The sequence below is a fragment of the Alteromonas sp. Cnat3-28 genome, from assembly GCF_022348265.1.
GTDB classification, from domain to species: Bacteria; Pseudomonadota; Gammaproteobacteria; order Enterobacterales; family Alteromonadaceae; genus Alteromonas; species Alteromonas macleodii.
The window spans coordinates 1-23815 of sequence record NZ_JAKREY010000018.1 but is presented as its reverse complement, the minus strand read 5'-3'; the positions used below and the strand labels follow the sequence as shown (position 1 = coordinate 23815).

Below are 23815 nucleotides of genomic sequence, written 5' to 3'. Positions count from 1 at the left end.
TGCAGGTTTTTCGCTATATGTGTAAGGAAAGACGTCTAGAGTAATTCGTCGTGTGGTTTACTTTCTTCAATTTTGACCACCGGCGTTTCTACGCTCGACTTTGCCACCACTTTTCCCATTGCTCCCCACTTCTCTTTAGGGTTGAGCAAAACAGGACGGGTTAAAATTAGGTTATTAGGATACATGAGGGTTTCACGCTCAGCGGTAAGCAAGCGCGTGCTAAACGGCCCTACATCGGCAATCACACCTTCAATGAAGTTATCGCCGTCGAGAATGCGCACATAATTACCTCTGCGATAGGCTACGTTTGTGAGCAAAATAAAGTACGCAGTGATGTTACTGATGAGTGACCAACTAGCAAAAAGCGCAACACCGGTTACCGTGATGATAGAAGTGGAAAGCACTAAGAGCCCAGAAAAATCGATCCCCCATGCTAGCAACAACAAGGCTAACGATACTGTAGCGACAATAACCCGTGCAGCAAAAAGCCCTTTAATAGCACTATTTGATTTTAGCTTTGACTTTACGATGTTGGTTTCTAATTTTGGCAGCAACTTACGAGACATCGCCAAATAAATTAGTAAAACCAAACCACTCCACACGACATTTGACTGGTACTGAGTTAACCACGCCAAAAACCCATGCCACCACTCATTCATTAACACAAATCCTTACATTTTTTCGTTAAGCAGACTGACCTTAAATTCTGATTTTACGTTAAAAAGGCCGACGCGCTCTAATGCTAACGCGAAAAACAGTCAAGTTCATGCATTAAAAGCAATCGACACAACAAGAATTATTCGTAAGACACCCCCGAACACTTACATTAGTATGCGCGCAAAAATGACTTGTCTATTTAACAATCACGTTCTAACGTGGTAGTAGATTGGTCGATAAAACGACAAAATAAAACACAAACTACAGGCTTTTTTATAATGCGCATTGCAATTCTTTCTAGAAATCCTCGTCTTTACTCTACTTCACGCTTAGTCGAAGCTGGGCAGGCTCGCGGGCATCAGGTTGACGTTATCGATACCATGCACTGCTACATGGATATCACCAGTGCGCGACCGTCAGTTCGCTATAACGGTAAGCGACTACCCTATTACGATGCAGTGATCCCGCGAATTGGCGCATCGGTTAGCTTTTATGGCACATCAGTCGTTCGCCAATTTGAAATGATGGGCACATACAGCCTTAACGAGTCGGTTGCTATCAGCCGCTCTCGAGATAAATTGCGTTCATTGCAGCTTTTATCACGTAAAGGCATCGGTATGCCGAGAACAGGCTTCGCACACCACCCTGACAAAATCGACGATGTTATTAAGACGGTTGGCGGCGCCCCAGTGGTTATTAAGTTACTTGAAGGCACGCAAGGTATTGGCGTGGTATTGGCAGACACGCAAAAAGCGGCAGAGTCGATCATCGAAGCCTTTATGGGTCTTAACGCCAGTATTTTAGTGCAAGAGTTCATTAAAGAAGCGGGCGGTGCAGATATTCGTTGCTTTGTGGTAGGTGGAAAAGTTGTAGCAGCGATGAAGCGCCAAGCAGCACCTGGGGAATTCCGCTCTAACCTTCACCGTGGCGGTCAGGCAAGTTTAGTTCGCCTAAGTCCAGCGGAACGCAAAACAGCGGTAGATGCGGCTAAAACGATGGGACTAAATTGTTGTGGCGTAGATATTCTTCGTTCGAACAACGGTCCAGTCGTTATGGAAGTAAACTCATCGCCGGGCCTTGAAGGCATTGAGAAAGCGACCAATAAAGATGTCGCCAGTATGATCATCGAGTTCATTGAAAAAAGCGCAGAGCCGCACAAAACAAAAACCCGTGGAAAGGGCTAGCGCCCTTTAACCTTTGCTATGCAATAACGTAAATATAGGAAAACGTTAGTGGTAAATGATGTTTTAAGAATTGGGGGTGAAAACATTGCTCCTGGCGAAACAAAAAAGATTGAGTTAGAAATGCCGCCGTTGTACACGGCCACCAATATGAGCATTCCGGTTTACGTTAAACGAGGAAAGCGACCAGGTCCCATTATGTTCGTCAGCGCAGCCATTCACGGTGACGAATTAAATGGCATCGAAATAGTAGGCAGACTTATCCGCTCAAAAGCGATTGAACGCCTAAGAGGAACCCTTATCGCGGTGCCTATGGTTAATGTGTACGGTGTACTAAACCAGTCTCGTTATTTACCCGATAGACGCGATTTGAACCGCAGTTTTCCAGGGAGTAAAAAAGGTTCGCTTGCCGGTAGGTTAGCCAACTTGTTTTTCAAAGAAGTGGTAAGTAAGTGCGATGTCGGCATTGACCTTCACACCGGCGCTATACACCGTAGTAACTTGCCACAGATTCGCGCTGACTTAGACGACCCAGAAGTACTGGAAATGGCAAAAGCGTTTGGCGTACCTGTACTTCTTAACGCAGAGTTACGCGATGGCTCTTTGCGCGAATCGGCCAGTGAAAGTGGCGTTAAAATTCTGCTTTACGAAGCAGGCCAAGCGTTACGTTATGACGAGTTTTCTATTCGTGCTGGCGTAAGAGGCATTATTAATACCATGCGTCATTTGGGCATGCTGAATAAAAGCCGCAGCAAGGGCCACAGTATCGAGCGTTTTATAGCGCGCCAAAGTGGATGGGTTCGAGCGCCAGAAAGTGGCTTTGTGACGCATTTAGCACAGCTAGGTGACCATGTTGAGAAAGGTGACAAACTGGCCATTATTGCTGATCCGTTTGGCAATTATTTAGACAGCCTTGAAAGCCCTGCAGAAGGTGTTGTAATTGGTAAACAAAATATTCCGCTTACCCAAGAAGGTGAAGCGGTTTACCACATTGCATACTTTTCAGAGCCTGATACTGTTGCAGAACACGTAGAATTATTACAAGACAATTTATTGCCACCAGAACAGGGGCCTGTTTTATAAAATTGGTAGAAAAACTGATGAACAATAAAAAAATTGTTGGTGCGGTAGAGCTGTGCGATTTACCAAAACTCGCCATCTCTGATTTGAACGTACGCGTTGATACAGGGGCGGCAACGTCTTCACTTCATGTTGACAACATTGAAGAGTTTGATCAAGACGGTGAATTATGGATTAAATTTGATATTCATCCGGACATTCACAACGTTGAACGCGTGGTTCGCAGAGAAGCACGTGTAGAAGGACAAAAACGCGTAAAAAGCTCAACGGCTACACTTGAGAAGCGCTATGTTATAATTACGCCTATAATAATGGACGGGTACCAGTGGGATATTCAGTTAACCCTAACGGACCGCTCTGAAATGACCTATTTGATGCTGCTCGGAAGAGAAGCGATGAGGGGTCAATTTATTGTAGACCCCGAGCACGACTTTTTGCTGACGGGAAAAGACTAGCAATACAAGTTTGCCAATGGATATTCAGCGTTAAAACCTGCGGCAACTTGCAGTAAGGCATGCGTTTAGTGCATGAAATACAAAATATGGACGTTACGAAAAAAGCCCTAAGTGTTGCCTCTCTGCTGTTGAGTGTATTTACACTATTGAGTGCTAATGCTCAGCAGCAAAACACAAACGAGGTAAGTACTGACTTACCTCACACCGTTCTCCGCCTGCCAAATATTCACCCTGGGCGAGACGCCGTATACGCCTACGCTAAACGTCTTCTCACAGAATCACTACGCGTTACTGAACCTCAATACGGTTCTTTTGAACTGATTGTCAGCGACCAAGAAACCGCGCAAGAACGTCAATTACGCAGCCTCGAGCACAACATGCTGGACGTAACGTGGAGCGTTACATCAACAGAGCGTGAACGCCAGTTTCTTCCCATTCGCATTCCCATTATGGCCGGACTATTTGGTAAGCGTGCATTGTTTGTAAGAGAAGACGACACGCGGTTAAAAAGTGTAGAGTCATTGGAAGAGTTGCGGGCCTTTAGAGCGGTTTTAGGCTACGACTGGCCAGATACAAAAATTTTTCGCGCAAACGACATTCCTGTTCTAGAAACGACTTATCGAGCATCATTTCGCATTGTCTTTGAAGGCTTTGCTGATATGTTTCCAAGAAGCGTAATGGAAATCAAAGAGGAACTCTCAGACAAAACCCTTTCTCGCGGCCTAACTATTGATGAACACCTTATAATATCGTATCCAAGCCCCATCTTTTTCTTTGTAGGAAGCGACAACCAGGCATTAGCCGGGCGGATAGCTGAAGGCCTGTTAAGGCTCTTCGAAACGGGTAAGTTTCAGGAGCTACTGTTAGCTCACGATAATTTTAGAGAAGGTATGGCACTTACCGAAGGGCGAACGGTTATTGAAATTGACAATCCTTTGCTAAGTGAACAAAGCCGCTTGGCATTGGAAAAGTTCTTACCGGAATTTGCTACCTCAGAAGCCGTGCTTAAGTTCGACGCTACTGAACCGGCGGCTCCAACTCAAGTTGTGAAGCAATAAGTACCGCTTGTGTGCGGTTGTTTATGCCCAGCTTTTTAAAGATAGCAGTAACATGCGCTTTAACCGTGGCCTCTGCGATATCTAAATTAAAGCCAATTTGCTTGTTCAGCAAGCCGTCTCGCATGTAACAAAGCACTTTGTATTGCGAAGGCGTTAGCGAGGCAACTTTGTCCGCTAATTCAGAGAATTCTTCATTCACCTCATCAACGTCTTCACTTAAGTTATCAGGTAGCCATACATCGCCATCCAGAATTGCTTCTACGGCGTTTGCAATATCTTGCGCACTGGCTGTTTTTGGGATGAACCCTAGCGCGCCCACGCTAATAATCTTTGAAATAAGTGTGGTGTCTTCTGTGCCAGAGACTACGGCAACAGGAAGTTCGGGAAAGAGTTTTCGAATATGCAGCAAGCCAAACAAATCATTGCTACCCGGCATGTGCAAATCAAGCAACAATAAGTCGATATCCTCGTTGTTGAGAATATCGACTGTAGTGTTAAGGTCTCCCGCCTCTTTGAGGGTTAAGGCTGGAAGTGACAACGACAACGCGCCTCTTAGTGCATCGCGATACAGCGGATGATCATCAGCGATTAGAAGGGTTATCATTGTCTATATCCTTAGTTTTTACTTATTTAGACGTTCCTCTATCAGTGTATCAACAACCGATGGATCCGCCAACGTAGATGTGTCACCTAATTGCTCATGCTCATTGGCGGCAATCTTACGCAAAATACGGCGCATAATTTTACCAGAGCGGGTTTTAGGTAATCCACGAGACCATTGGATCATATCAGGTGTAGCAATCGGGCTTAGCTCTTGACGCACCCACGCCTTAAGCTCTTTAGTAAGGGCTTCATCTGCTTCAACCCCTTCATTTGGCGTTACGTAAACGTAGATACCCTGCCCTTTGATATCATGTGGGAAGCCAACAACGGCAGCCTCAGCCACTTTAGAATGGGCAACAAGTGCACTTTCGATTTCAGCGGTGCCCAAACGGTGTCCAGAAACGTTTAGCACGTCATCTACACGACCGGTGATCCAGTAAAAGCCATCTTCGTCGCAACGAGCACCATCACCGGTGAAGTACACACCTTTGTATGCGCTAAAGTAGGTGTTAATAAAGCGCTGATGATCGCCATAAACCGTTCGAGCTTGGCTCGGCCAGCTGTCTTTAATAACAAGATTACCTTCTGCTGCCCCTTCAAGCTCATTACCGTCAGCATCAAATAGCGCAGGCTGAATGCCGAAGAATGGACGAGTCGCTGAGCCAGGCTTCAACTCCGTAGCGCCAGGTAAAGGCAGGATCATGTGTCCACCTGTTTCTGTCTGCCACCATGTATCGATGATAGGACAACGGCTCATACCAATTACGCGGTGGTACCATTCCCATGCTTCAGGATTAATAGGTTCACCTACTGTTCCTAACAGACGAAGCGATGAGACATCACACCCTTCAACTGGAACATCTCCGTGGGCCATTAATGCGCGGATCGCAGTTGGCGCGGTATATAAACTATTTACTTTGTATTTTTCCACTACCTGAGCAATACGCTTAACGTCTGGATAGGTGGGTACACCCTCAAAGAACACTTGTGATGCGGCGTTCACCATTGGGCCATAAACCATGTAGCTGTGGCCAGTGATCCAGCCTACATCAGCGGTACACCAATAAACATCGTCTTCTTTGTAGTCAAAGGCATATTTAAAGGTCATCGCAGAATATAAGAGATACCCGCCCGTGGTGTGTACTACACCTTTTGGCGTTCCAGTAGAGCCTGATGTATAAAGGATAAACAGTGGGTCTTCCGCGTTCATTACCTCTGGTTCACACTGCGCTGACACGCCATCAACAGCGTCATGCCACCACACATCGTGCTTAGCATTCCAGTCTACTTCTCCTCCTGTGAGCTTATGAACTAAAACATGAGTAATAGACGGACACGCATCACCAGACAGTGCTTTATCCACATTCGCTTTCAGTGGAATACTTCTTCCAGCACGACGGCCTTCATCAGCAGTAATCACGACTTTGGCGTTGCTGTCGTTGATACGATCGGCAATAGCGTTAGGTGAAAATCCACCGAAAATCACCGAATGTACTGCACCAATTCGGGCACACGCTAGCATGGCGTAGGCAGCCTCAGGTACCATCGGCATGTAAATCGCAACACGATCACCTTTTGCTACGCCCATTTCTTTAAGTGCATTTGCTAATTTACAAACTTCATAGTGCACTTGTTGATACGTGATATCTTGGCTATCTTCTGGTGAGTCACCTTCCCAGTGAAAGGCGACTTTTGTGGCATTATCAGCTAGATGGCGATCAATACAGTTATAGCTGGCATTTAACTCACCATCTTCAAACCACTTAATAGACACATCGTTTTCACCAAACATTGTGTTTTTAATTTTGGTGGGCTTTTGATACCACTCAAGCATGGATGCGTGCTCAGCCCAGAACGCTTCAGGTTGCTCTACAGATTGCTTATACATCTCATCATATTGAGATGCGGTTAAATGTGTAGACTGAAGAATGTTCTCAGGCACAGGATAAGTTTTGCTGGCGGTCATAAAGATTGCCTCCAATATCAATGATGTAAAATTCTTGTTGTATGGTGAAACACTCTAGCCATTCACCCACAAAGCAAAATGAGACTTTGGTCTTAGCAGCATACAACTAAGGTTCTACTAGAAAAGTATTACGACTATAGTCTTATGCGACCATTGGCTTATTTAATTTTGAGATAATAAGTACACAATCAGCAATGTTAACGTTGAATTTACATTTATTTAACCACTTTTTTGGAACAGACACGATGAAAGCTAAAATAAAAAATACGGCTACAGCAGTAGCGCTGTGCCTAGCAGCATCTACCGGTGCAGCGCAAGCAGCAACAATCGGCGACACAAGTGTGAAATTCACAGGCTACATTAAAGTCGACGCTATGGTCAGTGACTACTCAGATGGCACCATTGCATCGGGTAGCGTAGGTCGCGATTTCTATATTCCTTCACTAACACCTGTTGGTGGCGTTGACGAAGATCCACAATTTGATGCTCACATTAGAACATCGCGATTCCGCTTTGCTACTTCAACACCAACCGCTGAAGGCGATACCATTAACGGTGTTTTCGAGCTCGACTTTTTAGTGACCGATGGCGGCGATGAGCGCATCAGTAACTCTTACGTTCCTCGTGTTCGTCACGCATACCTGACCTACAAGAATTGGTTGGTGGGCCAAACATGGACGACCTTTATGGACGTAGGTTCATTACCAGAATCACTTGATTTTATTGGTACCACTGACGGCATCACCTTTGCCCGTCAAGTTATGGTGAGATATACCAACGGCGGCCTACAGCTTGCGCTTGAAAACCCAGAATCAACCATTACGCCATTTGGCGGTGGTAGCCGAATTACGAGTGACGACAGCAGCGTTCCAGACTTTGTAGCTGCCTATACGTCAAAGTATGACTGGGGTTATGTAAAAGTAGCGGGCTTATTAAGACAGTTGTCTTACGATAATGCCGCTGGCATTGATGCGGACGAAACCAGCTTTGGTGTATCGGTAACCGGTAAATACAATTTGTCTAATGGCGACGATATTCGCTTCACGTTCAACACGGGTAAAGGTTTAGGCAGATACTCTGCGCTAAACGCAGTTAATGGTGCAGTACTTACCGAAAGCGGCGACCTTGAAGCCATAGACTCAACAGGTTACGGCGTTGCGTATCGTCACAAGTGGAGCGAAAAAGCGCGCAGTAGCATCATGTTCTCGGCGTTTGAAGCAGACAATGACGTATCATTAACGGGTTTAGCTACCACTGAAAGCACTTATAGCACACGTGTAAACTACTTGTACTCGCCAACTAAAGCGCTAACCGTTGGCGCTGAATACGCTTTCGCAAAGCGTGAAATTGAAGCCGGCCTTGAAGGCGACATGAACCGCTTCCAAGTTTCAGCAAAATACGCATTCTAATACATGCACTAAGTTAAAAAAGAGAAACGGCACTGCGCTCATCAGCGCCGTTTTTTTGTGCATACAGAAAAATAGAATGGCGCGCTACATTAGCTACATAGTAGTGAAGATAATACCCAAAGGCATAATAAAGAATAAGCCACCGATATAAGCTGCGCCGTACATTTTCCGCTCTGCCGCTATCACTGATAATTGATAAGACAAATTGAGCGGAATATTGCGCAATAAAGGCAGCCCGTAAATAAGCGTAACGCCCAGAACGTTATAAATCAGGTGCACAAGCGCTATTTGTAGTGCAAATCCACTATTAACCCCCACTACACCCAACGCTGCGATAAGCGCAGTGATACATGTGCCTATATTTGCGCCCAATGTGAACGGATAGATATCCTTAGCTTTTAAAATTCCACTGCCAACCAAAGGAACCATGAGCGATGTGGTGGTTGACGAGGATTGCACTAGCACTGTCATCACAGCACCCGACGTTATTCCAGAGAGTGGCCCTTTTCCTATGCTGGTATGCAATAACGCCTTTGCCTTGCCTACCATAAGTGATTTCATAATTTTACCCATGTAGGTAATTGAAAACATAATAAGGCCGATACCAAGAATTATTTTCGCTACGCCCGGATAAATAGAAGGTAAAAAGGAGAATGCTTGTGTAACTATGTCTGTTACCGGTTGCGTCATCGCTTTAATAGGATTAACACCAGACACACCGATGGCTTCACCTGTATGGATAAGCGCAACCAATTGGGCACTTAAGAACTCCAAAATACCAAACGCCATTTCAAGAGGTAAGAAAATTAGTACCGACAGCACATTGAAGAAGTCATGAATAGTGGCCGCATTGAAGGCTCGTTGAAACTCATCTTTTTTTGCAACATGACCAAGGCTCACCAAGGTGTTGGTAATACTGGTCCCAATGTTGGCGCCCATCATCATGGGTATAGCGATAGTTATGGGTAAACCACCCGCTACCATTCCGACAATAATAGAGGTAACCGTACTTGAAGACTGAATAAGTGCGGTACACACCATACCAATAATCAATCCCATGACAGGATTAGAAGCAAAACTAAAAAGAGATTTCGCGTGGTCGCCAGTAGCAAATTTGAATCCGCTGCCGATCATGCTGACAGCTAATAACATCACATAGACTAACAAGGCTAAAAGAAGCCACTTACGCCAGCTATGTGCTTTTTCTAGCACACTGTTCTTGGCTAGTTGAGGGTCAATCATTGACATAATACGCACAACTTCATACTTGAAAAGCTCATAATATGACGTGCGTATTACACAAAAATGACGGGGAGTGAAGTGCTACCCCGCCAATCTTAGGAAGAAAAAAATTCGCTTAGAAGCCTAAAGGATACTGCCTTAGTACACCGTGAATGTCGTCCAATGTTTCCTTCGAAAGTGAAATATCAAACGCATCTATATTTTCTTTAAGTTGAGGCACAGTGGTAGCACCAATAATTGTTGAGGTAACACCAGGCACTTGCTTACACCACGCCAACGCGAGTTGAGAAGGTGTTATTCCTGCTTTTTCTGCAATCTTCATATATTCAGCTGTAGCTGCCTGCGCTGGCGCTTTATCTCTGAATAACCCCATACGCTGAGCTAGTGTCCAACGACTACCTTCCGGTCTGGCTCCATCCTGATACTTACCACTTAACATACCCGTTGCTAACGGCGACCACGGAAGGTAAGCAATGTTCTCTAATTCACACATTTCAATTAAATAAGGCCAGTCTTTCGCATGAAGTAAACTGAACTCATTTTGGATAGAAACTGGAAGCGGCATATCCAGCTCTTTGCAAAGTGTAAGAAAGGCGTGAATGCCCCAAGGCGTGTCATCTGACAGCCCCCAGTGTCTAATTTTCCCTTCATCCAGCGCGCGCTTAATGCCTAAAAGGATATCACGCATACCATCCAGTTCTTTTTCTCGGTTGGTGTTCGTTGGATCAGCACCATCCGGCCAATGCTTACCGAAATGAGGTGTAACTCTATTCGGCCAATGAAGCTGGTAAACGTCGATATAATCGGTTTTTAAGCGCTCTAATGAATAGGTGAGTGCGTTTGCGATAGCGTCAGCTGTAATGGGCCCTGCGTTGCGAATGTACTTCAAACCGCTGCCAGCAATTTTAGTCATTAAAACAATGTCAGAGCGCTTTGATTCGTTCCTCGAAATCCAATTACCGATAATGCGCTCTGTATCGCCATAGGTATCTACATTTGGGGGAACAGGATACATTTCCGCCGTATCGACAAAGTTCACGCCTTTATCCAGGGCAAACGCTATTTGCTCGTCTGCATCTTGCTGGGTGTTTTGAATGCCCCATGTCATTGTGCCCAAACACACATCCGACACCTGTAAGTCGCTATTTCCTAAGCGGTTAAACTTCATTTTTGCTTCTACCTTGCTTGGCTTATACCTTATTGATGCAATAATGAGTCGACCGCTTAAGAAATAAAAGTGCCCTCTGTGGTTATGAGGCTTTCTTAGTGGCCAACTCGGCTTCTACACTTGCTAGCCGCGCCTCAATATCTCTTTTGGACTCGACCATTTCATTCGCCAATTCTGCGAGTGATTTTAACTCTGCAAACCCTAACTTTCTCGTATCAATCATTTGATACTGACGCTTACAGCGATAAAAGAAAGTAAGAAAGTTAACAAAAGCGCGGTGAAATGTCGCAAAACTCTTGATCAATACCAGAATTAACACGATAGACGTGAGCGCAGCAACTAAACGGTCAGCCTGTAACCCGTAATTTGGGTAGATTCATGGTTTTCTAGTATTAGTGGCGAAGCAGCAAGCGCATCAGCCAATGTTTTTCTGCTTCCCCTATTTCGTAAAGCCGGTGAGGTAAGCTACTTATTATCTTTGTTCAGTGCCTCAGCCAGCGCGTAATTGCCTTGCGACAAGGCTATATCTGCCACTGAGTTACCAGCTTTATCTACATGCTTGGGATTTGCGCCTTTTTCTATTAGGCTGCTTACAACCTCTTGTCTATTGAAGAGGCTTGCAAACATTAGCGCCGTTTGCCCTTGTGCGTTTTCTTCGTCTATATCGCAATCGGCAAATACCAGCTGCTTTGCCACACTGACATGACCTTTAAATATAGCGCCCATAAGTGCAGTATTCCCGCGGTTGTCTTCTTGACACGGGTTTACCTTCGCCTGCTCAATAAGAAAGTTCACGGTGTCAGTGTGACCGTGGTACGCCGCAAGAATAAGTGCTGTATAGCCTTTTTCATCTGAGACGTTTACATCTAGCCCAGCGTTATAAAAGGCTTGCAACAGGGTGCTGTCGCCTTCTCTAGCTGCGTCGAAATACCGCACTTTTAGTGCTTTAATCGATAGCGAAGCTGATTGCGCAGGTTTATCCGCCGCGCTAGTTACTTGTGTTACAGCACTGGCATCGAAGCTGAATAGAGTGACAATAACGAACAGTGTTGGTAGTAGTGAGGTCTTAAAAATAGACATTGTGCCCTCTTTATTTATCGACGCATGAAGTGAAAAGTAATTGAAATTAGGTAGCTACGCATTGGGTGGACTATTTATCAACGATAAATAGTCCACCTTTTAGTACTTCTGACTTTAATATTTCTGACTTAAGTAGCTCTGACTTTAGTAGCTCTGGTTTATTGCATTAGCGCCGTCAGGCTTTCTGCAACTTGTTTCGCTTTAGCTGCACGTGCAGCCTGCTGTTCCATCAAGTCTTTCGCCGTTTGACGAACTTTAGCTATTGGTGCTTTTGCTAGTTTCGCTACGCCTTTGCCGTAGTCTTTATCTGCGTTGTACATATAAGCACTAATAATGACGCGGATTTCTTCTTCAGGCACCGATGCCAGTGCTCCACCTAAGTTATTAATCAGGTTTTGCTGGCCTTCTTTGGTTAGCTTTCTGAAAAACTCCCCTGCTTGTTTAAAGTTCTGCTCTTTGTAGAACGGAATTTGTTGCGTCATACCTGCAAGCGGTTTGCTTGAGTAACGGAACGCCGGTTCTTCGTTAAGATCAAGACGTCGACTTGGCTGGTAGTTCACATCGCGATTAGTACTCGTTGTGCGTAGCTGACCATGCTGTTCGTGGTTATTGATAACCGCATTTTTGAGGTTCTCACAGCTGTACTCCCACATGAAGGTTGGTACGAGGTTTAGGGGCTTTGACTTCTACGCAAACTTGGTCGCCATAATAGTTATCAGCGTAATTGCATTGCGTTCGAATGGGTTGATTAGTTGTGGAGGAAACACGGTGGCTATTCGCCGTTGTTAGCTTTTTTAATAGTGCGCTCATTTGGCTCTCCTTCTTAAGTTAAGCGCATTATCATTAATTGAACAAAACTATTAAAACGGGTTAAAACGATTCAAATAATTAATTTATTAGATTGTAAAGGTACTCGTTAATCGAGAAAAGGTATGAAAGTAAGTAAATGATGCGTGACGAAAGAAAGGTCGATAGAAATTTGCAGTTCACACTTTGGGGATAGCGGCGCCATTTTAAAGTAATAAGAATAAATGACGCCAGTTTACTAGAGAACCCTTAATATCTGGTCTCCAACTTCTGCTCTCTAACCTTCGAGCCATGGCCCGGTTATAGCTAAGGTCTTCGTTGGAGAGTAAATATTCACGAAAAGCGTATTGCCGTCAGGCGAGAAACACGCGCCGGCAAGTTCAGTTTGCGCATGGAGCTTTGCAAAGTTATACACTTCTCCATTTGGTGTAACACCGCGTAAGTGATTATCAACAATGTCGGTATATTGGTCTTCGCACACCAATAGATGCCCGTTTGGACATACGGTTAGGTTATCGCCAAAGTTATATAAGTTCTTGTCTTCACTTTCTAAAAATAGCTGAAGCTTGTCTTGTTTACCATCAGCAGAAGGAACAAGTTTCATCACCTGACCGAGCTGCTTTTGGCCACCATTAGTACAGCAAAAATAAAGCTCATTTTCCCCCCAATGTATACCTTCACCGCGAGCGAATAAGGCAGCACCTTTCTCATATCCTCTAGCGCGTAAGTCATCGTTCGGGCTTTCTGGGTTGTCTAATACTATCCACTCAACGTCGAACCACGTCGCCAATGGCATAGTTGTGGAACTCCAATTACGTGTATCAAACTGAGGTTTGTTTTTTACTACCAGAGCTTCTAATTGGCCGCCAGCTGCCAGGTTAGCGTACTCGTTAGGCACAAAGCGATATAGCAAGCTGTCACCCTGATCTTCAGTCAGGTAAACAATGCCTGTTTTGGGGTCAACACATGCCGCTTCATGGTTAAAGCGCCCCATTGCTTTAAGTGGTTTAGCTTCAATGAGTGAGTCAGCATTTGCAGGTACTTCAAATATGTAGCCGTGATCTTTGTTTACTACATCGCCGTTCGGGCCATGAGGTCGGTCTACGGACTCTTCACACGTTAGCCACGTGCCCCAAGGCGTAGTGCCGCCCGAGCAGTTTCTTACCGTTCCAACAAGACTGATAAACTCTCGCTCTACCATTTTGGTAGTAAGGTTATACACCATGGTTGTGGTGCCGCCTGGTAAAGCAACGCCACTATGATAGTTGTCATAGGCCAACTCGCTAGTATGCATTTGAATAGACTGTGGCTGAGCACTCAAATGTTTGGGGTGCAGTTCGTGGTTACGTATAAGCGCCACTTTGTCGCTACTGCCTTCTACAGGCAAACAACCCATACCGTCCGCTCTGTCAGGTACATGCATACCATCAGACATGCTATTTCCAAGGCTTGATATAACCTTATAGCTAAAGCCTTTAGGTAAATCGAGCAGCTTTTGAGGGTCGGCGACTAGTGCACCATAGCCTTCACTAATAGGCATAGACGCCAAATTTATTTTCTTACCAAAAGCACTGGTCGCTAGGCCACCAAATGCCAAAGAGCCTACTAAAAACTGGCGTCGTGTTATCATCAAAGTCTCTCACAGCATTAAATTCAAAAATTATAACTCGGTATTGTTACAGTATGACAAAAGGAGCTTATAAAACTTACAAGAAAGCCGCTTTTTCAGGTGGAAAAGAGAACCTAGAACACGATCAAGACTTGGCTAGCCAATAGCGGATAATTGCAAACTTTCTTTAAATTTAGGGTAGTTTTGTGTTTTCATTGATTCCCGCCCAATGTGCTTCCGGTTCAGGCCTTGAGAAGTAATAGCCTTGAAATTTTTCACAGCCTTTACTTATTAGGTATTTTAGCTGCTCTTCACTCTCTACACCCTCTGCAATACATGTGACATTCAGTGCTTTGGCCATTTCAATAATTGCATCAACAATCTGCGCCGCTTTTCCATCAAAGTCTTTTCCTATGTCGTCCACAAAGTACTTATCAATTTTAAGCTCACTGATCGGGAGAACTTTCAGGTATGCAAGACTGGAATATCCAGTACCGAAATCATCAATTGAAAAGCGAAAGCCGAATCTTGCGAGTTCAAGCATGGTTTCCTTAACCAGCTCAATATCCACCACTAAAGCGGTTTCTGTTAATTCCAGCATTAACATGTGAGGTGGAATGCCGTATTGATTTACGCGAGAAAGTAGCGAATTTATAAAGTCAGGCACAACGATTTGTCTAGCGCTTATGTTGATCGCAATACTGGTTTTTAAACCGCTTTTCACGAAGTTACTAATAACGCTCAGCGTTTTTCTTAAAACTATGTCACCTATTTCGCAGATAGCGTAGCTCTCTTCGGCAATAGGAATAAATTCACTTGGGCTTACTGGACCTAACTCTTTCGAGTACCACCGCACCAACGCTTCGAAAGAAGAAACCGTTCCATCATGGGTAACTTGAGGCTGAAGTACTATTGATAATTCATCGCGTTCTATCGCTTGTTCAAGCTTAGATTTTATATCTAAATAACGGTCGAACTCTTTAAACCCATCCTCTGAAATATGACAAAGACCAAAAGGTGCCGACCTTTTTGCCCTTTTAACAGCCTGTTCGATTACATTGATGATTGACTCAAAGCTTTGACCTTGCGGGTTAAAGATAGCACTGCCAAGTGACGCGGTAAGAGACCATTTCACTGAATTTATGACAATATCGAAATGACGTGGACTAAGGAGTGCGCTTTCCACTAAGTTCGCATCAAATTTATGGAGGTCTTCTTTTATGTAGGTTTTTTTAGACAGTACGACAAAACTATCACCGCCATATTTAAAAATTTCATAATCGTGGCCGATGACGAAAAGCAACTGCTCTGCAATCTTTCTTATAGCATAGTTGCCGTTACCAAAGCCGAAACGCGTATTGATTTGCGCCATATTATCGATATCTAACAACAAAATATGTATATATTCTTGCTTCAACGATGCGCGTAACATCAAGTCTTTAAAGCGTTGATGGAACCACTGCTGATTTCGAAGGCGGGTAACAGAGTCAGTATAAGCGAGATTATAAATGGTATCCTGCGCTTCTATACGTTCACTAATATCCCGTATAACACCTATAAATCCCCTTTCACCCTGGTCAAAACTCTCCGACAATGACAATTCCATCTGGAATATATCGCCGTTTTTTCGCTTAGCCGGAAGCTGACGACCTACTCCTATAATTTTACCTACCCCAGTCTCCATATAATTGCGCATATAAAAAGCATGGTTAGACGCATAAGGTTCTGGCATTAGAATCTCTACAGACTGAGCGATTAACTCCCTTCGCGTGTAACCAAACGTTTTAAGCGCAATGTCGTTACAATGTGTGATTGTGCCCTTGACGTCGATACTAAATACAGCATCATTGATATTATTCAAAATATTTTGAATTTTCATCGCTCGCTCTTCATTGAGAGTAAGCGCGGTTTTATATTCAGTAATATCTTCAAATGCACCGAAAAGACGCTTCACTGCGCCATTCTTATAAAGCTCCGCTTTCCCAGAGGCTCTTACCCATCGAATAGTGCCTGACGAATCGATAATTTTGCACTGAATGTCATAGGGCTGTTGGTGAAAACGGAGGTTATCAAATGCGAGCGTTAACTCCTCAGTATATCCCGGGGCGAAAGAGTTGATGGCTTTTTGGACGTTTATGGCACTACCGACTGGTAAACCGAAGATACGGTATGTCTCTGATGACCATATTAACTTTTCAGTTTCAGGATAAAACTCCCATGACCCTGTTTTCGACATACGGCTTATTTCATCAATAAGGCTTAGGTTACGCGCGGTTTTTATTGCGAAAAAGTCCTTCTGCAGTTGTGTAGAAAACAACTTAGCTTGAAGTGAGAAAACTTGTAACCACTCATTGATGTCATGCTTGGGAGTGTTAAAAATAGCAACGAGTAAACCAATATCTTGGTTTTTCTCATTAAAGAGGCCCGCGCCTAAATACGCTTGCGCATTAAGCTCACTGAGGGTTTGATCATCGGGAAAATGCTCGCAAATGTCCGACTTGTAACCACACGCTCCAGTTAGCAAGACAGTTTCACAAGGCGAACCCTTCAGGTCATATTCAATTTGTGAAATTGGAGAGTCGTGCGCAAGCCCTACTAATACGGAAATTTTATCCGCTTTTTTGACGCCTAAAAAGAGATAGTCAGCGTGAAGTAACTCATTAAACCCTAATAAATCTTGCTCATAAGCACTACGATTTTCCAAAACAATTGTGCTGAACTCCGATTCATTTAAAACTGACTCGAATGACATTACTTATAAAACCTTGTTAAAACATTAAAATGGAGTTTGCCACTTCGCACTGACGGAAAAAAGGCAGGACGATAATAAGTTTCAAATTTATCAATGCCTAAGCATAGCTCAACTTGCGATTAAGGCTAGCCTCGAACCTAGTCATTTTGAAATAAGTTTGTCCGCTTCCCCATAAAACCCACTGGGCCTTAAGTTATTTCTGTATTAGAGAGTGGGTGCTGTGCCCTCTGAAACTCTACAACGCAGGGGGGGGTGTCGAAGCTCTAACTTAAAAAGAAGGGTAAGTTTACGGCGTGTTTCCTTCTCTCCCCAAAGCTTTCTGTTATGCAGATTGCGAGGGAGTGACGTTCTAAATCGCAGGCATAAAAAAGCGCACCTAAGTGCGCTTTTCTTGGCTTGTGTTGCTAAGTCTAGATTAGTCTAGGATCTTAGATACAACACCAGCACCTACTGTACGACCACCTTCACGGATTGCGAAACGAAGACCTTCTTCCATCGCGATCGGAGCAATTAGCTCAACTTTGAATTTAAGGTTGTCACCAGGCATTACCATTTCTACGCCTTCTGGAAGCTCTACAGCACCAGTTACGTCAGTTGTACGGAAGTAGAACTGTGGACGGTAGCCTTTGAAGAATGGAGTATGACGGCCACCTTCATCTTTAGATAGTACGTATACTTCTGCTTCGAAGTTAACGTGTGGAGTGATTGAACCAGGCTTAGCTAGTACTTGACCACGTTCAACTTCATCACGCTTAGTACCACGTAGAAGAACACCAACGTTCTCACCTGCACGGCCTTCGTCAAGAAGCTTACGGAACATCTCAACACCAGTACAAGTAGTCTTAGTAGTATCTTTGATACCTACGATTTCTACTTCTTCACCAACCTTGATGATACCTTGCTCAACACGACCCGTTACAACTGTACCACGGCCTGAGATTGAGAATACGTCTTCGATTGGAAGGATGAACGGCTTGTCGATTGCACGCTCTGGCTCTGGGATGTATGAATCAAGCGCTTCACCAAGCTCGATGATTTTCTTTTCCCACTCTGCGTCGCCTTCAAGCGCTTTAAGAGCTGAACCTTGGATAACTGGTAGGTCATCACCTGGGAATTCGTATTCGTTAAGAAGTTCACGAACTTCCATTTCTACTAGCTCTAGAAGCTCTTCATCATCAACCATGTCACACTTGTTCATGAATACGATGATGTAAGGGATACCAACCTGACGACCAAGTAGGATGTGCTCACGAGTCTGAGGCATAGGGCCATCAGTCGCAGCTACTACTAGGATACCACCGTCCATCTGAGCAGCACCAGTGATCATGTTTTTAACGTAATCAGCGTGTCCTGGGCAGTCTACGTGTGCGTAGTGACGAGTAGGCGTGTCATATTCTACGTGTGAAGTAGAAATGGTGATACCACGTGCTTTCTCTTCAGGCGCGTTATCGATTTGATCGAAAGCCTGTGCGTTACCGCCGTAAGTTTTAGAAAGAACTGTAGTGATAGCTGCAGTTAGGGTAGTTTTACCGTGGTCAACGTGGCCGATTGTACCCACGTTTACGTGGGGTTTCGTACGTTCAAACTTTTCTTTTGCCATTTCTATTATCCCAGCAAAGTTACATTAAAAAATTTAGAAATTTTACATGAGCTGGGGAGAAATAAACTGGTGCTGATAGGCAGATTTGAACTGCCGACCTCACCCTTACCAAGGGTGCGCTCTACCAACTGAGCTATATCAGCACTGATTTGGAGCGGGCAGCGGGAATCGAACCCGCATCATCAGCTTGGAAGGCTGAGGTAATAGCCATTATACGATGCCCGCAATCCTAATTCTCTGGCCACCTCATAGAGAAAGTGGTGGAGGGGGCAGGATTCGAACCTGCGAAGGCTGAGCCGGCAGATTTACAGTCTGCTCCCGTTGACCGCTTGGGTACCCCTCCAGATTGATGGTGCCGACTGCCGGAATCGAACTGGCGACCTACTGATTACAAGTCAGTTGCTCTACCAACTGAGCTAAGTCGGCACTACATCAAGTGGGTGCGCATTCTAGAGTATTGTTTAACTCTGTGCAAGTGTCTTTTTGAAAATTTTTCAATTTTCTTTTTTGACCAATTTTTCAACTAATCAAAAACTTACGTCAATGTTCCCTTTAGAAGTTCACTTCGAGCGTAGCGGGCAAGACCCTGCATCACCAAATGAGCGAGGCGCATGTTATCAGCAGATTTTAAGAATGCAAACACTTTTTTGTCTCCACCCCCTAAAATTATGTCAAATTCGGTTTGTTTGCTTGATATGTAATCAACCGCGCTCAAATAAACACCATATAGGGCTGCATGACACCCTGTTGCCACACAATCTTCTGTATCGGTCCCCACTCCAAAGGTGGTCGGAATTTCATCATTCGCGTACACTTTTTTAGTAGAAGCGACCAATGCATTACGCATAACTTGAAAACCAGGCACGATCCAACCGCCTAAATGTTGACCATCCACCACAAAATCAACCGTTATTGCCGTACCTACATCCATAACAAAAAATGCTTTTTTTGATTTTTCTGCAGCGCAGACCATGGCAAGCCATCTATCAACGCCCATTTTTTGAACATTCGCGTAACTATTTTTTATGCCGAAGGCTTCTTTCTCTGTGTGCTTTTCTACAAAAACAATATTTCGCTCGTTACACATGGCGGATATTTCATCAACCAGCTCCTGATTTCTTACCGAGGCGATATATAAATGGGAAATTTTTTTCTGAGAATCGATAAAAGAGAAGAGAGAATTGGCATCTTCACATGCATTAGGCTCTTCTTCTGCATGACAAAGCAGTGAATATTTTATTCGGGTGTTACCGATATCCACTAATATGACGTGGTTTTCTTCAATATTGTTCATATTTTTGGTTTCAATCGCAAAACAATACGTAAAACGAACGGATAATATGCTATTTAAAAATCACAAAGATGAACTACGAAGTACTTCTATTATAAAAATGGTCAAAAATCTTCGTAGCTCAGCTATAAAGTAAAACAAAATAAAACGTTAATTGCCTCTAAGGCTAACTTCGCCGCCGTGGAATCGGGTAATACCGTCTTGCGTTTCAACAAGAAGCGCGCCACTGGCGTCCACTCCCCTATCAATTCCGGAAAAACGCTTCTCACCCATTTGTAAAACAATGCGTTTATCGGCATATAAGTCGAGCGCTTCCCAATATGCTGTAAATGGCCCGAAGCCCTGCTGGGTAAATTTAGGTAAATACGACCACAGCGATTTAATTATTTCTGCCGCCAATGCATTTCTATCTGGGATAATGCCCAAATATGACGCAAGATCGCTATGAGGCTGACCAACATCGTACTGATTATCAGGTACGCAAACATTCAAACCTATGCCGATAACACTATGCGCCGTAGCGCCTATTTGCCCTTCTACTTCAATAAGTACGCCCGCAAGTTTTTTACCTTGCAAATAAATGTCATTCGGCCATTTAAGCTCGGCGTCTTCTACGCCAAACTCTTTAAGTGCATCGCAAACAGCCAAGCCTACCAATAAAGAAAGTCCTGCCATGCTTTGATAACCGTCGGGAAAAGACCAGTACATAGAAAAAGTTAGGCTTCCGCCAACTGGCGCTAACCATGAGCGCCCATGTCTACCGCGTCCATCGGTCTGAATTTCAGCAAAAACCACATCGCCGTTCTCAAGATCTTCTCGTTTACTCGCAATACGCTTCTTCATTTCCGTATTGGTGGAAGGTAATACCGACTCCACATCAATAACCGCTCGTTTTGTATTGCCTAAATGACGTTTAATGCTGTCAGCGCTTAACAATGGAAAACCTCGTTCTAATCGGTAGCCTTTACCTTTTACTTTAAATACATCTAATCCCCAATCGGCGAGTTGAGAAATATGGCCAGCAACTGCTGTGCGCGAAAGGCCCACTTGCTGTGCAATGGTTTCCCCTGAGTGAAACTGGCCGTCGGACAACAAAGCGAGTATATGTTTTCTTATAGCTTTTGATGCTTGTCTCATAGCGAAATAAGTCCTTTGCTTCCTAATAAGCGCACTTCTGGCTCTAGCTGTATGCCAAACTTACCCTGTACGCTTGCTATGATATCTTTTGCCATGGTTATTACATCGTTTCCGGTGGCACCACCTAAGTTAGTAAGTACCAATGGCTGTGTAGGGTGGCATCGCACTTTATTCAAAGTCTTGCCTTTAAAACCTGCCTGGTCGATAAGCCATGCGGCAGGAATTTTTATTTGTTCGTTTTCAGTGGCTGGCAGCTCAACACCTCCGTGCACCACAAAATGGGGTACTGAATCATAGTCTTGTGCAATCGCTTGAAACACTGCTTTTGAAACCACTGGGTTTTTGAAAAAACTTCCTGCATTGCCTAGCTCGGTAGGATCGGGAAGTTTGCTCTTCCTAATTTCTATTACCTTACTATACACCTTTTCTGGTGTAGGCTCAGTGAGTGCCGCTAGTTCGCCATAGCTGGTTTCAAGTTCGTAGTGCTTGGGAAGTTTAAAGTTTACATGAGTGATTAGCACTTTGTTCGCTAGTGCGTGTTTGAACACACTGTCTCTATAGCCAAACTGACAGTCTTCATTGCCCACCAATACCTGCTCGCCGGTTTCAAGAAATACACACTCTACTTTGTCGATTAACGTATTCACTTCTCGCCCGTACGCACCAATATTCTGAATTGGGCATGCGCCTACTGAGCCAGGTATTAAGGCGAGATTTTCGAAACCATACCACTTCTCTTTCATACACAAAGTGACGAAGTCATGCCAGTTTTCACCTGCACCTACACGTAAGTAATGGTGACTTTCAGTATCAAAATGGCTTATTCCCTTAATCTCGTTAACCAGAATTGTACCGTCAAAGTCGTCAGTGAAGACTGAATTGCTTCCACCGCCCAATATATAAATGGCTTTGTTATTGTTTTTAGAAGTTTTGAAGATAGACAGGAATGAAGTAACGTCGCTAAACGACTGGATAGAATCACAAGAAGCGGCGAGGCCAAATGTGCTGTATGGTTGTAGTGAAGGCATAGAGTTTTACGAACTGCGAACAATTCGCTAATGGTAGGGTAACGAAGCAGCAAATAAAAGCGCAAAGAAGGAATAATATTGTTGACAATATTGCTAAGCGCTAGAGCATTACCACTTTCATTCGTTAAAGTGAGAAAACGGAAGCTAGCGCTTATACGTAAATACAGAGAACTTACTGCTCTTTGGCTTTATAACCAATACGAAACCCTCCCCAATGTTTACCGTTCACATATATCGGTGCAGATAGATCATGCATGACCTCACCTGTATCTCGTTTGTAAGTTTGTAGCAAGAAAGTAGAGGTATTGCTGCCACAACGACTTCCGGTTTTGTCATCGAATATCCGTTTCGTTCTGTTATTTGCTAAATCCGTATCGTAATTACCAGTAAGGGGCTGACTAAACTTCTTGTTGTGGGTAGGAAAGTAACCATTTACGTCAACTGCGCCGGCATAAATAATGAAACTATGTGTTTCTAATAAAGGTTCTTGGATAGCGGGAAGTACGTCGTCGGTGAACTTATCAAAAGGTGTCGTGTGCTTTATAGGATTAGTATTCGGTAGAGGTGAATAGTCAAAATTAAACAGCTTTGCTTCCGATATTTTCCCTTCTGAAATCGCTTGCTCGAAACGCTTTCCAACAGTTTTAGCTGCATTTACTGCAATGTCTCTAACTTCGCTGTTTCGATCATTTACATCGAAGCTTTCCAGTAGCCTGAAAATATCTTCAGCTTGACTACTCAGTGATAGCGCCTGAGTAGAAACATCAGTGAGGTCGTGCTCTAATTTTTCTGTCGTCGTGTGCAACTGAAGTATATTGGTACTTATACCTGCGCTATGTTCTGCATTATTTTCTACCATTGCCTGCATAGCGCCCATCGATTCCCGAGCTTTTGTAGAGAGCATACTGGAGTGTGAGATAGCTTCTTCGCTCTCCTTTAATTTCAAATTCATGTTATCACTAGAGTTAAGCACCGTTTCCATAGTAGCCACTGCGGCCTGGCTACTTGTATTCATATCCTGCAGCAAACTTTCAATTCCTGAGGTGGCATCGGTTGTTTTCTTGGCAAGCTCGCGTACTTCATCAGCAACGACGGCGAAACCACGTCCTTGATCTCCCGCTCTTGCAGCTTCAATAGCCGCATTAAGCGCTAGCATATTTGTTTGATCGGCCAATTGGTTAATGGTGTTTGTTATTGTACTTATTCCCTCGGCCTTACTTTTTAATGTAGTGAGCGCTTCAGATGACGCATTTATGTTTTTGACCAGCTGCTGTTGCTGTCTTAATACTTCTTTTAACGACGTACTTCCGAACTGCGTTTTCTCGTCAGATTCATTCATAGAAGATGCAGCATTCTTCGAAAGATCATCTAACTGAGTTGAGGAGACTTCTAAGTGTTGGAGTCTACCGCTCATCTCGCCGATTTTCGCGACTTGTTCATTAAATGCTTTTGATAACTGTTCTAAAAAGAAAGAGATAGAAGCACCACCAATTGCAATGTTACTCGCGGCATGACTCACTTTCGTTGCATCATTGCTGTGTGCATTGTTCTTATAATCGTCAGTTATACCAATTGTCTTAAAAGTTTGATCTAATAGTGGTATTCATATTCGAGTGATTTTGATATGCATACAGCCGACGACTTTAAACAATTAGCAAAGCAAACCTCCAACGGGCAACTGCGAACCCGCTA

At 44.0% G+C, this 23815-nt stretch carries 20 protein-coding genes, 4 tRNA genes and 1 pseudogene; 5 read left to right on the top strand and 20 right to left on the bottom strand.

What is annotated here, in order from left to right:
* Positions 1 to 35 precede the first annotated feature (35 nt).
* Positions 36 to 659 carry a mechanosensitive ion channel family protein gene (locus MHM87_RS15985; protein ID WP_014950819.1) on the bottom strand — a complete coding sequence of 208 codons (624 nt, stop codon included), beginning with the start codon at positions 657 to 659 and terminating at the stop codon, positions 36 to 38.
* A gap of 276 nt (positions 660 to 935) precedes the next feature.
* Between MHM87_RS15985 and rimK the strand changes: the two genes are divergently transcribed.
* The 4 genes from rimK (at position 936) to MHM87_RS15965 (ending at position 4431) form a co-directional block, all read left to right on the top strand.
* Entirely contained in the window at positions 936 to 1841 is a 906-nt protein-coding gene (gene rimK / locus MHM87_RS15980) for a 30S ribosomal protein S6--L-glutamate ligase (protein ID WP_014950820.1), read from the top strand.
* A 48-nt stretch (positions 1842 to 1889) separates the two neighbouring features.
* Positions 1890 to 2921 carry a succinylglutamate desuccinylase/aspartoacylase family protein gene (locus MHM87_RS15975; protein WP_014950821.1) on the top strand — a complete coding sequence of 344 codons (1032 nt, stop codon included), beginning with the start codon at positions 1890 to 1892 and terminating at the stop codon, positions 2919 to 2921.
* 17 nt (positions 2922 to 2938) lie between these two features.
* Positions 2939 to 3373 carry a RimK/LysX family protein gene (locus MHM87_RS15970; protein ID WP_014977481.1) on the top strand — a complete coding sequence of 145 codons (435 nt, stop codon included), beginning with the start codon at positions 2939 to 2941 and terminating at the stop codon, positions 3371 to 3373.
* A 68-nt stretch (positions 3374 to 3441) separates the two neighbouring features.
* Positions 3442 to 4431: an amino acid ABC transporter substrate-binding protein gene (locus tag MHM87_RS15965; protein WP_239260150.1), complete on the top strand. Its 990-nt coding sequence runs from the start codon at positions 3442 to 3444 to the stop codon at positions 4429 to 4431.
* Here MHM87_RS15965 and MHM87_RS15960 read toward each other — a convergent pair.
* On the bottom strand, positions 4391 to 5035 hold the full coding sequence (locus tag MHM87_RS15960; protein ID WP_014950824.1) for a response regulator transcription factor: 645 nt from the start codon (positions 5033 to 5035) through the stop codon (positions 4391 to 4393). The genes MHM87_RS15965 and MHM87_RS15960 overlap by 41 nt on opposite strands.
* An 18-nt stretch (positions 5036 to 5053) precedes the next feature.
* Positions 5054 to 7000 (bottom strand): acetate--CoA ligase, encoded by a 1947-nt coding sequence (gene acs / locus MHM87_RS15955; RefSeq protein ID WP_239260148.1) that lies wholly within the window; start codon positions 6998 to 7000, stop codon positions 5054 to 5056.
* A 245-nt stretch (positions 7001 to 7245) separates the two neighbouring features.
* Between acs and MHM87_RS15950 the strand changes: the two genes are divergently transcribed.
* Positions 7246 to 8409: a DcaP family trimeric outer membrane transporter gene (locus tag MHM87_RS15950; protein WP_239260146.1), complete on the top strand. Its 1164-nt coding sequence runs from the start codon at positions 7246 to 7248 to the stop codon at positions 8407 to 8409.
* A gap of 93 nt (positions 8410 to 8502) precedes the next feature.
* Here MHM87_RS15950 and MHM87_RS15945 read toward each other — a convergent pair whose 3' ends face one another.
* The 17 genes and pseudogenes from MHM87_RS15945 to MHM87_RS15865 all read right to left on the bottom strand — a co-directional run bounded on the left by MHM87_RS15945 (position 8503) and on the right by MHM87_RS15865 (position 23642).
* Positions 8503 to 9657 (bottom strand): Na/Pi symporter, encoded by a 1155-nt coding sequence (locus MHM87_RS15945; RefSeq protein ID WP_239260144.1) that lies wholly within the window; start codon positions 9655 to 9657, stop codon positions 8503 to 8505.
* 109 nt (positions 9658 to 9766) lie between these two features.
* Complete coding sequence (locus tag MHM87_RS15940) at positions 9767 to 10819, bottom strand: aldo/keto reductase (RefSeq protein ID WP_239260142.1); 1053 nt, start codon at positions 10817 to 10819, stop codon at positions 9767 to 9769.
* An 82-nt stretch (positions 10820 to 10901) separates the two neighbouring features.
* The gene (locus MHM87_RS15935; RefSeq protein ID WP_239240177.1) at positions 10902 to 11042 is read right to left on the bottom strand and encodes a hypothetical protein; all 141 of its coding nucleotides are present in this window, start codon (positions 11040 to 11042) and stop codon (positions 10902 to 10904) included.
* 242 nt (positions 11043 to 11284) lie between these two features.
* Positions 11285 to 11899, bottom strand: a complete 615-nt coding sequence (locus tag MHM87_RS15930; RefSeq protein WP_239260140.1) for an ankyrin repeat domain-containing protein — start codon at positions 11897 to 11899, stop codon at positions 11285 to 11287.
* 158 nt (positions 11900 to 12057) lie between these two features.
* Positions 12058 to 12525, bottom strand: a pseudogene (locus tag MHM87_RS15925) (catalase-related domain-containing protein); the annotation flags it as partial.
* A gap of 7 nt (positions 12526 to 12532) precedes the next feature.
* The gene (locus MHM87_RS15920) at positions 12533 to 12709 is read right to left on the bottom strand and encodes a hypothetical protein (protein WP_155279885.1); all 177 of its coding nucleotides are present in this window, start codon (positions 12707 to 12709) and stop codon (positions 12533 to 12535) included.
* Between the two features lie 274 nt (positions 12710 to 12983).
* A complete protein-coding gene (locus MHM87_RS15915; protein ID WP_239260136.1) occupies positions 12984 to 14336 on the bottom strand; it encodes an alkaline phosphatase PhoX in 1353 nt (450 codons plus the stop codon).
* 172 nt (positions 14337 to 14508) lie between these two features.
* Complete coding sequence (locus tag MHM87_RS15910; protein ID WP_239260134.1) at positions 14509 to 17067, bottom strand: GGDEF domain-containing phosphodiesterase; 2559 nt, start codon at positions 17065 to 17067, stop codon at positions 14509 to 14511.
* A 415-nt stretch (positions 17068 to 17482) separates the two neighbouring features.
* Positions 17483 to 18667 (bottom strand): elongation factor Tu, encoded by a 1185-nt coding sequence (gene tuf, locus MHM87_RS15905; RefSeq protein ID WP_014977498.1) that lies wholly within the window; start codon positions 18665 to 18667, stop codon positions 17483 to 17485.
* A gap of 67 nt (positions 18668 to 18734) precedes the next feature.
* A tRNA-Thr gene (locus MHM87_RS15900) sits at positions 18735 to 18810 on the bottom strand.
* A gap of 7 nt (positions 18811 to 18817) precedes the next feature.
* A tRNA-Gly gene (locus tag MHM87_RS15895) sits at positions 18818 to 18892 on the bottom strand.
* Positions 18893 to 18925: 33 nt separating this feature from the next.
* A tRNA-Tyr gene (locus MHM87_RS15890) sits at positions 18926 to 19010 on the bottom strand.
* A gap of 7 nt (positions 19011 to 19017) precedes the next feature.
* A tRNA-Thr gene (locus tag MHM87_RS15885) sits at positions 19018 to 19093 on the bottom strand.
* 109 nt (positions 19094 to 19202) lie between these two features.
* The gene (locus tag MHM87_RS15880; protein WP_239260132.1) at positions 19203 to 19961 is read right to left on the bottom strand and encodes a type III pantothenate kinase; all 759 of its coding nucleotides are present in this window, start codon (positions 19959 to 19961) and stop codon (positions 19203 to 19205) included.
* Positions 19962 to 20108: 147 nt separating this feature from the next.
* Positions 20109 to 21095: a bifunctional biotin--[acetyl-CoA-carboxylase] ligase/biotin operon repressor BirA gene (birA, locus tag MHM87_RS15875; protein ID WP_239260130.1), complete on the bottom strand. Its 987-nt coding sequence runs from the start codon at positions 21093 to 21095 to the stop codon at positions 20109 to 20111.
* On the bottom strand, positions 21092 to 22123 hold the full coding sequence (gene murB / locus MHM87_RS15870; RefSeq protein ID WP_239220445.1) for a UDP-N-acetylmuramate dehydrogenase: 1032 nt from the start codon (positions 22121 to 22123) through the stop codon (positions 21092 to 21094). The genes birA and murB overlap by 4 nt, the downstream gene beginning before the upstream one ends.
* Positions 22124 to 22295: 172 nt before the next feature.
* The gene (locus tag MHM87_RS15865; protein ID WP_239260128.1) at positions 22296 to 23642 is read right to left on the bottom strand and encodes a methyl-accepting chemotaxis protein; all 1347 of its coding nucleotides are present in this window, start codon (positions 23640 to 23642) and stop codon (positions 22296 to 22298) included.
* Positions 23643 to 23815 lie beyond the last annotated feature (173 nt).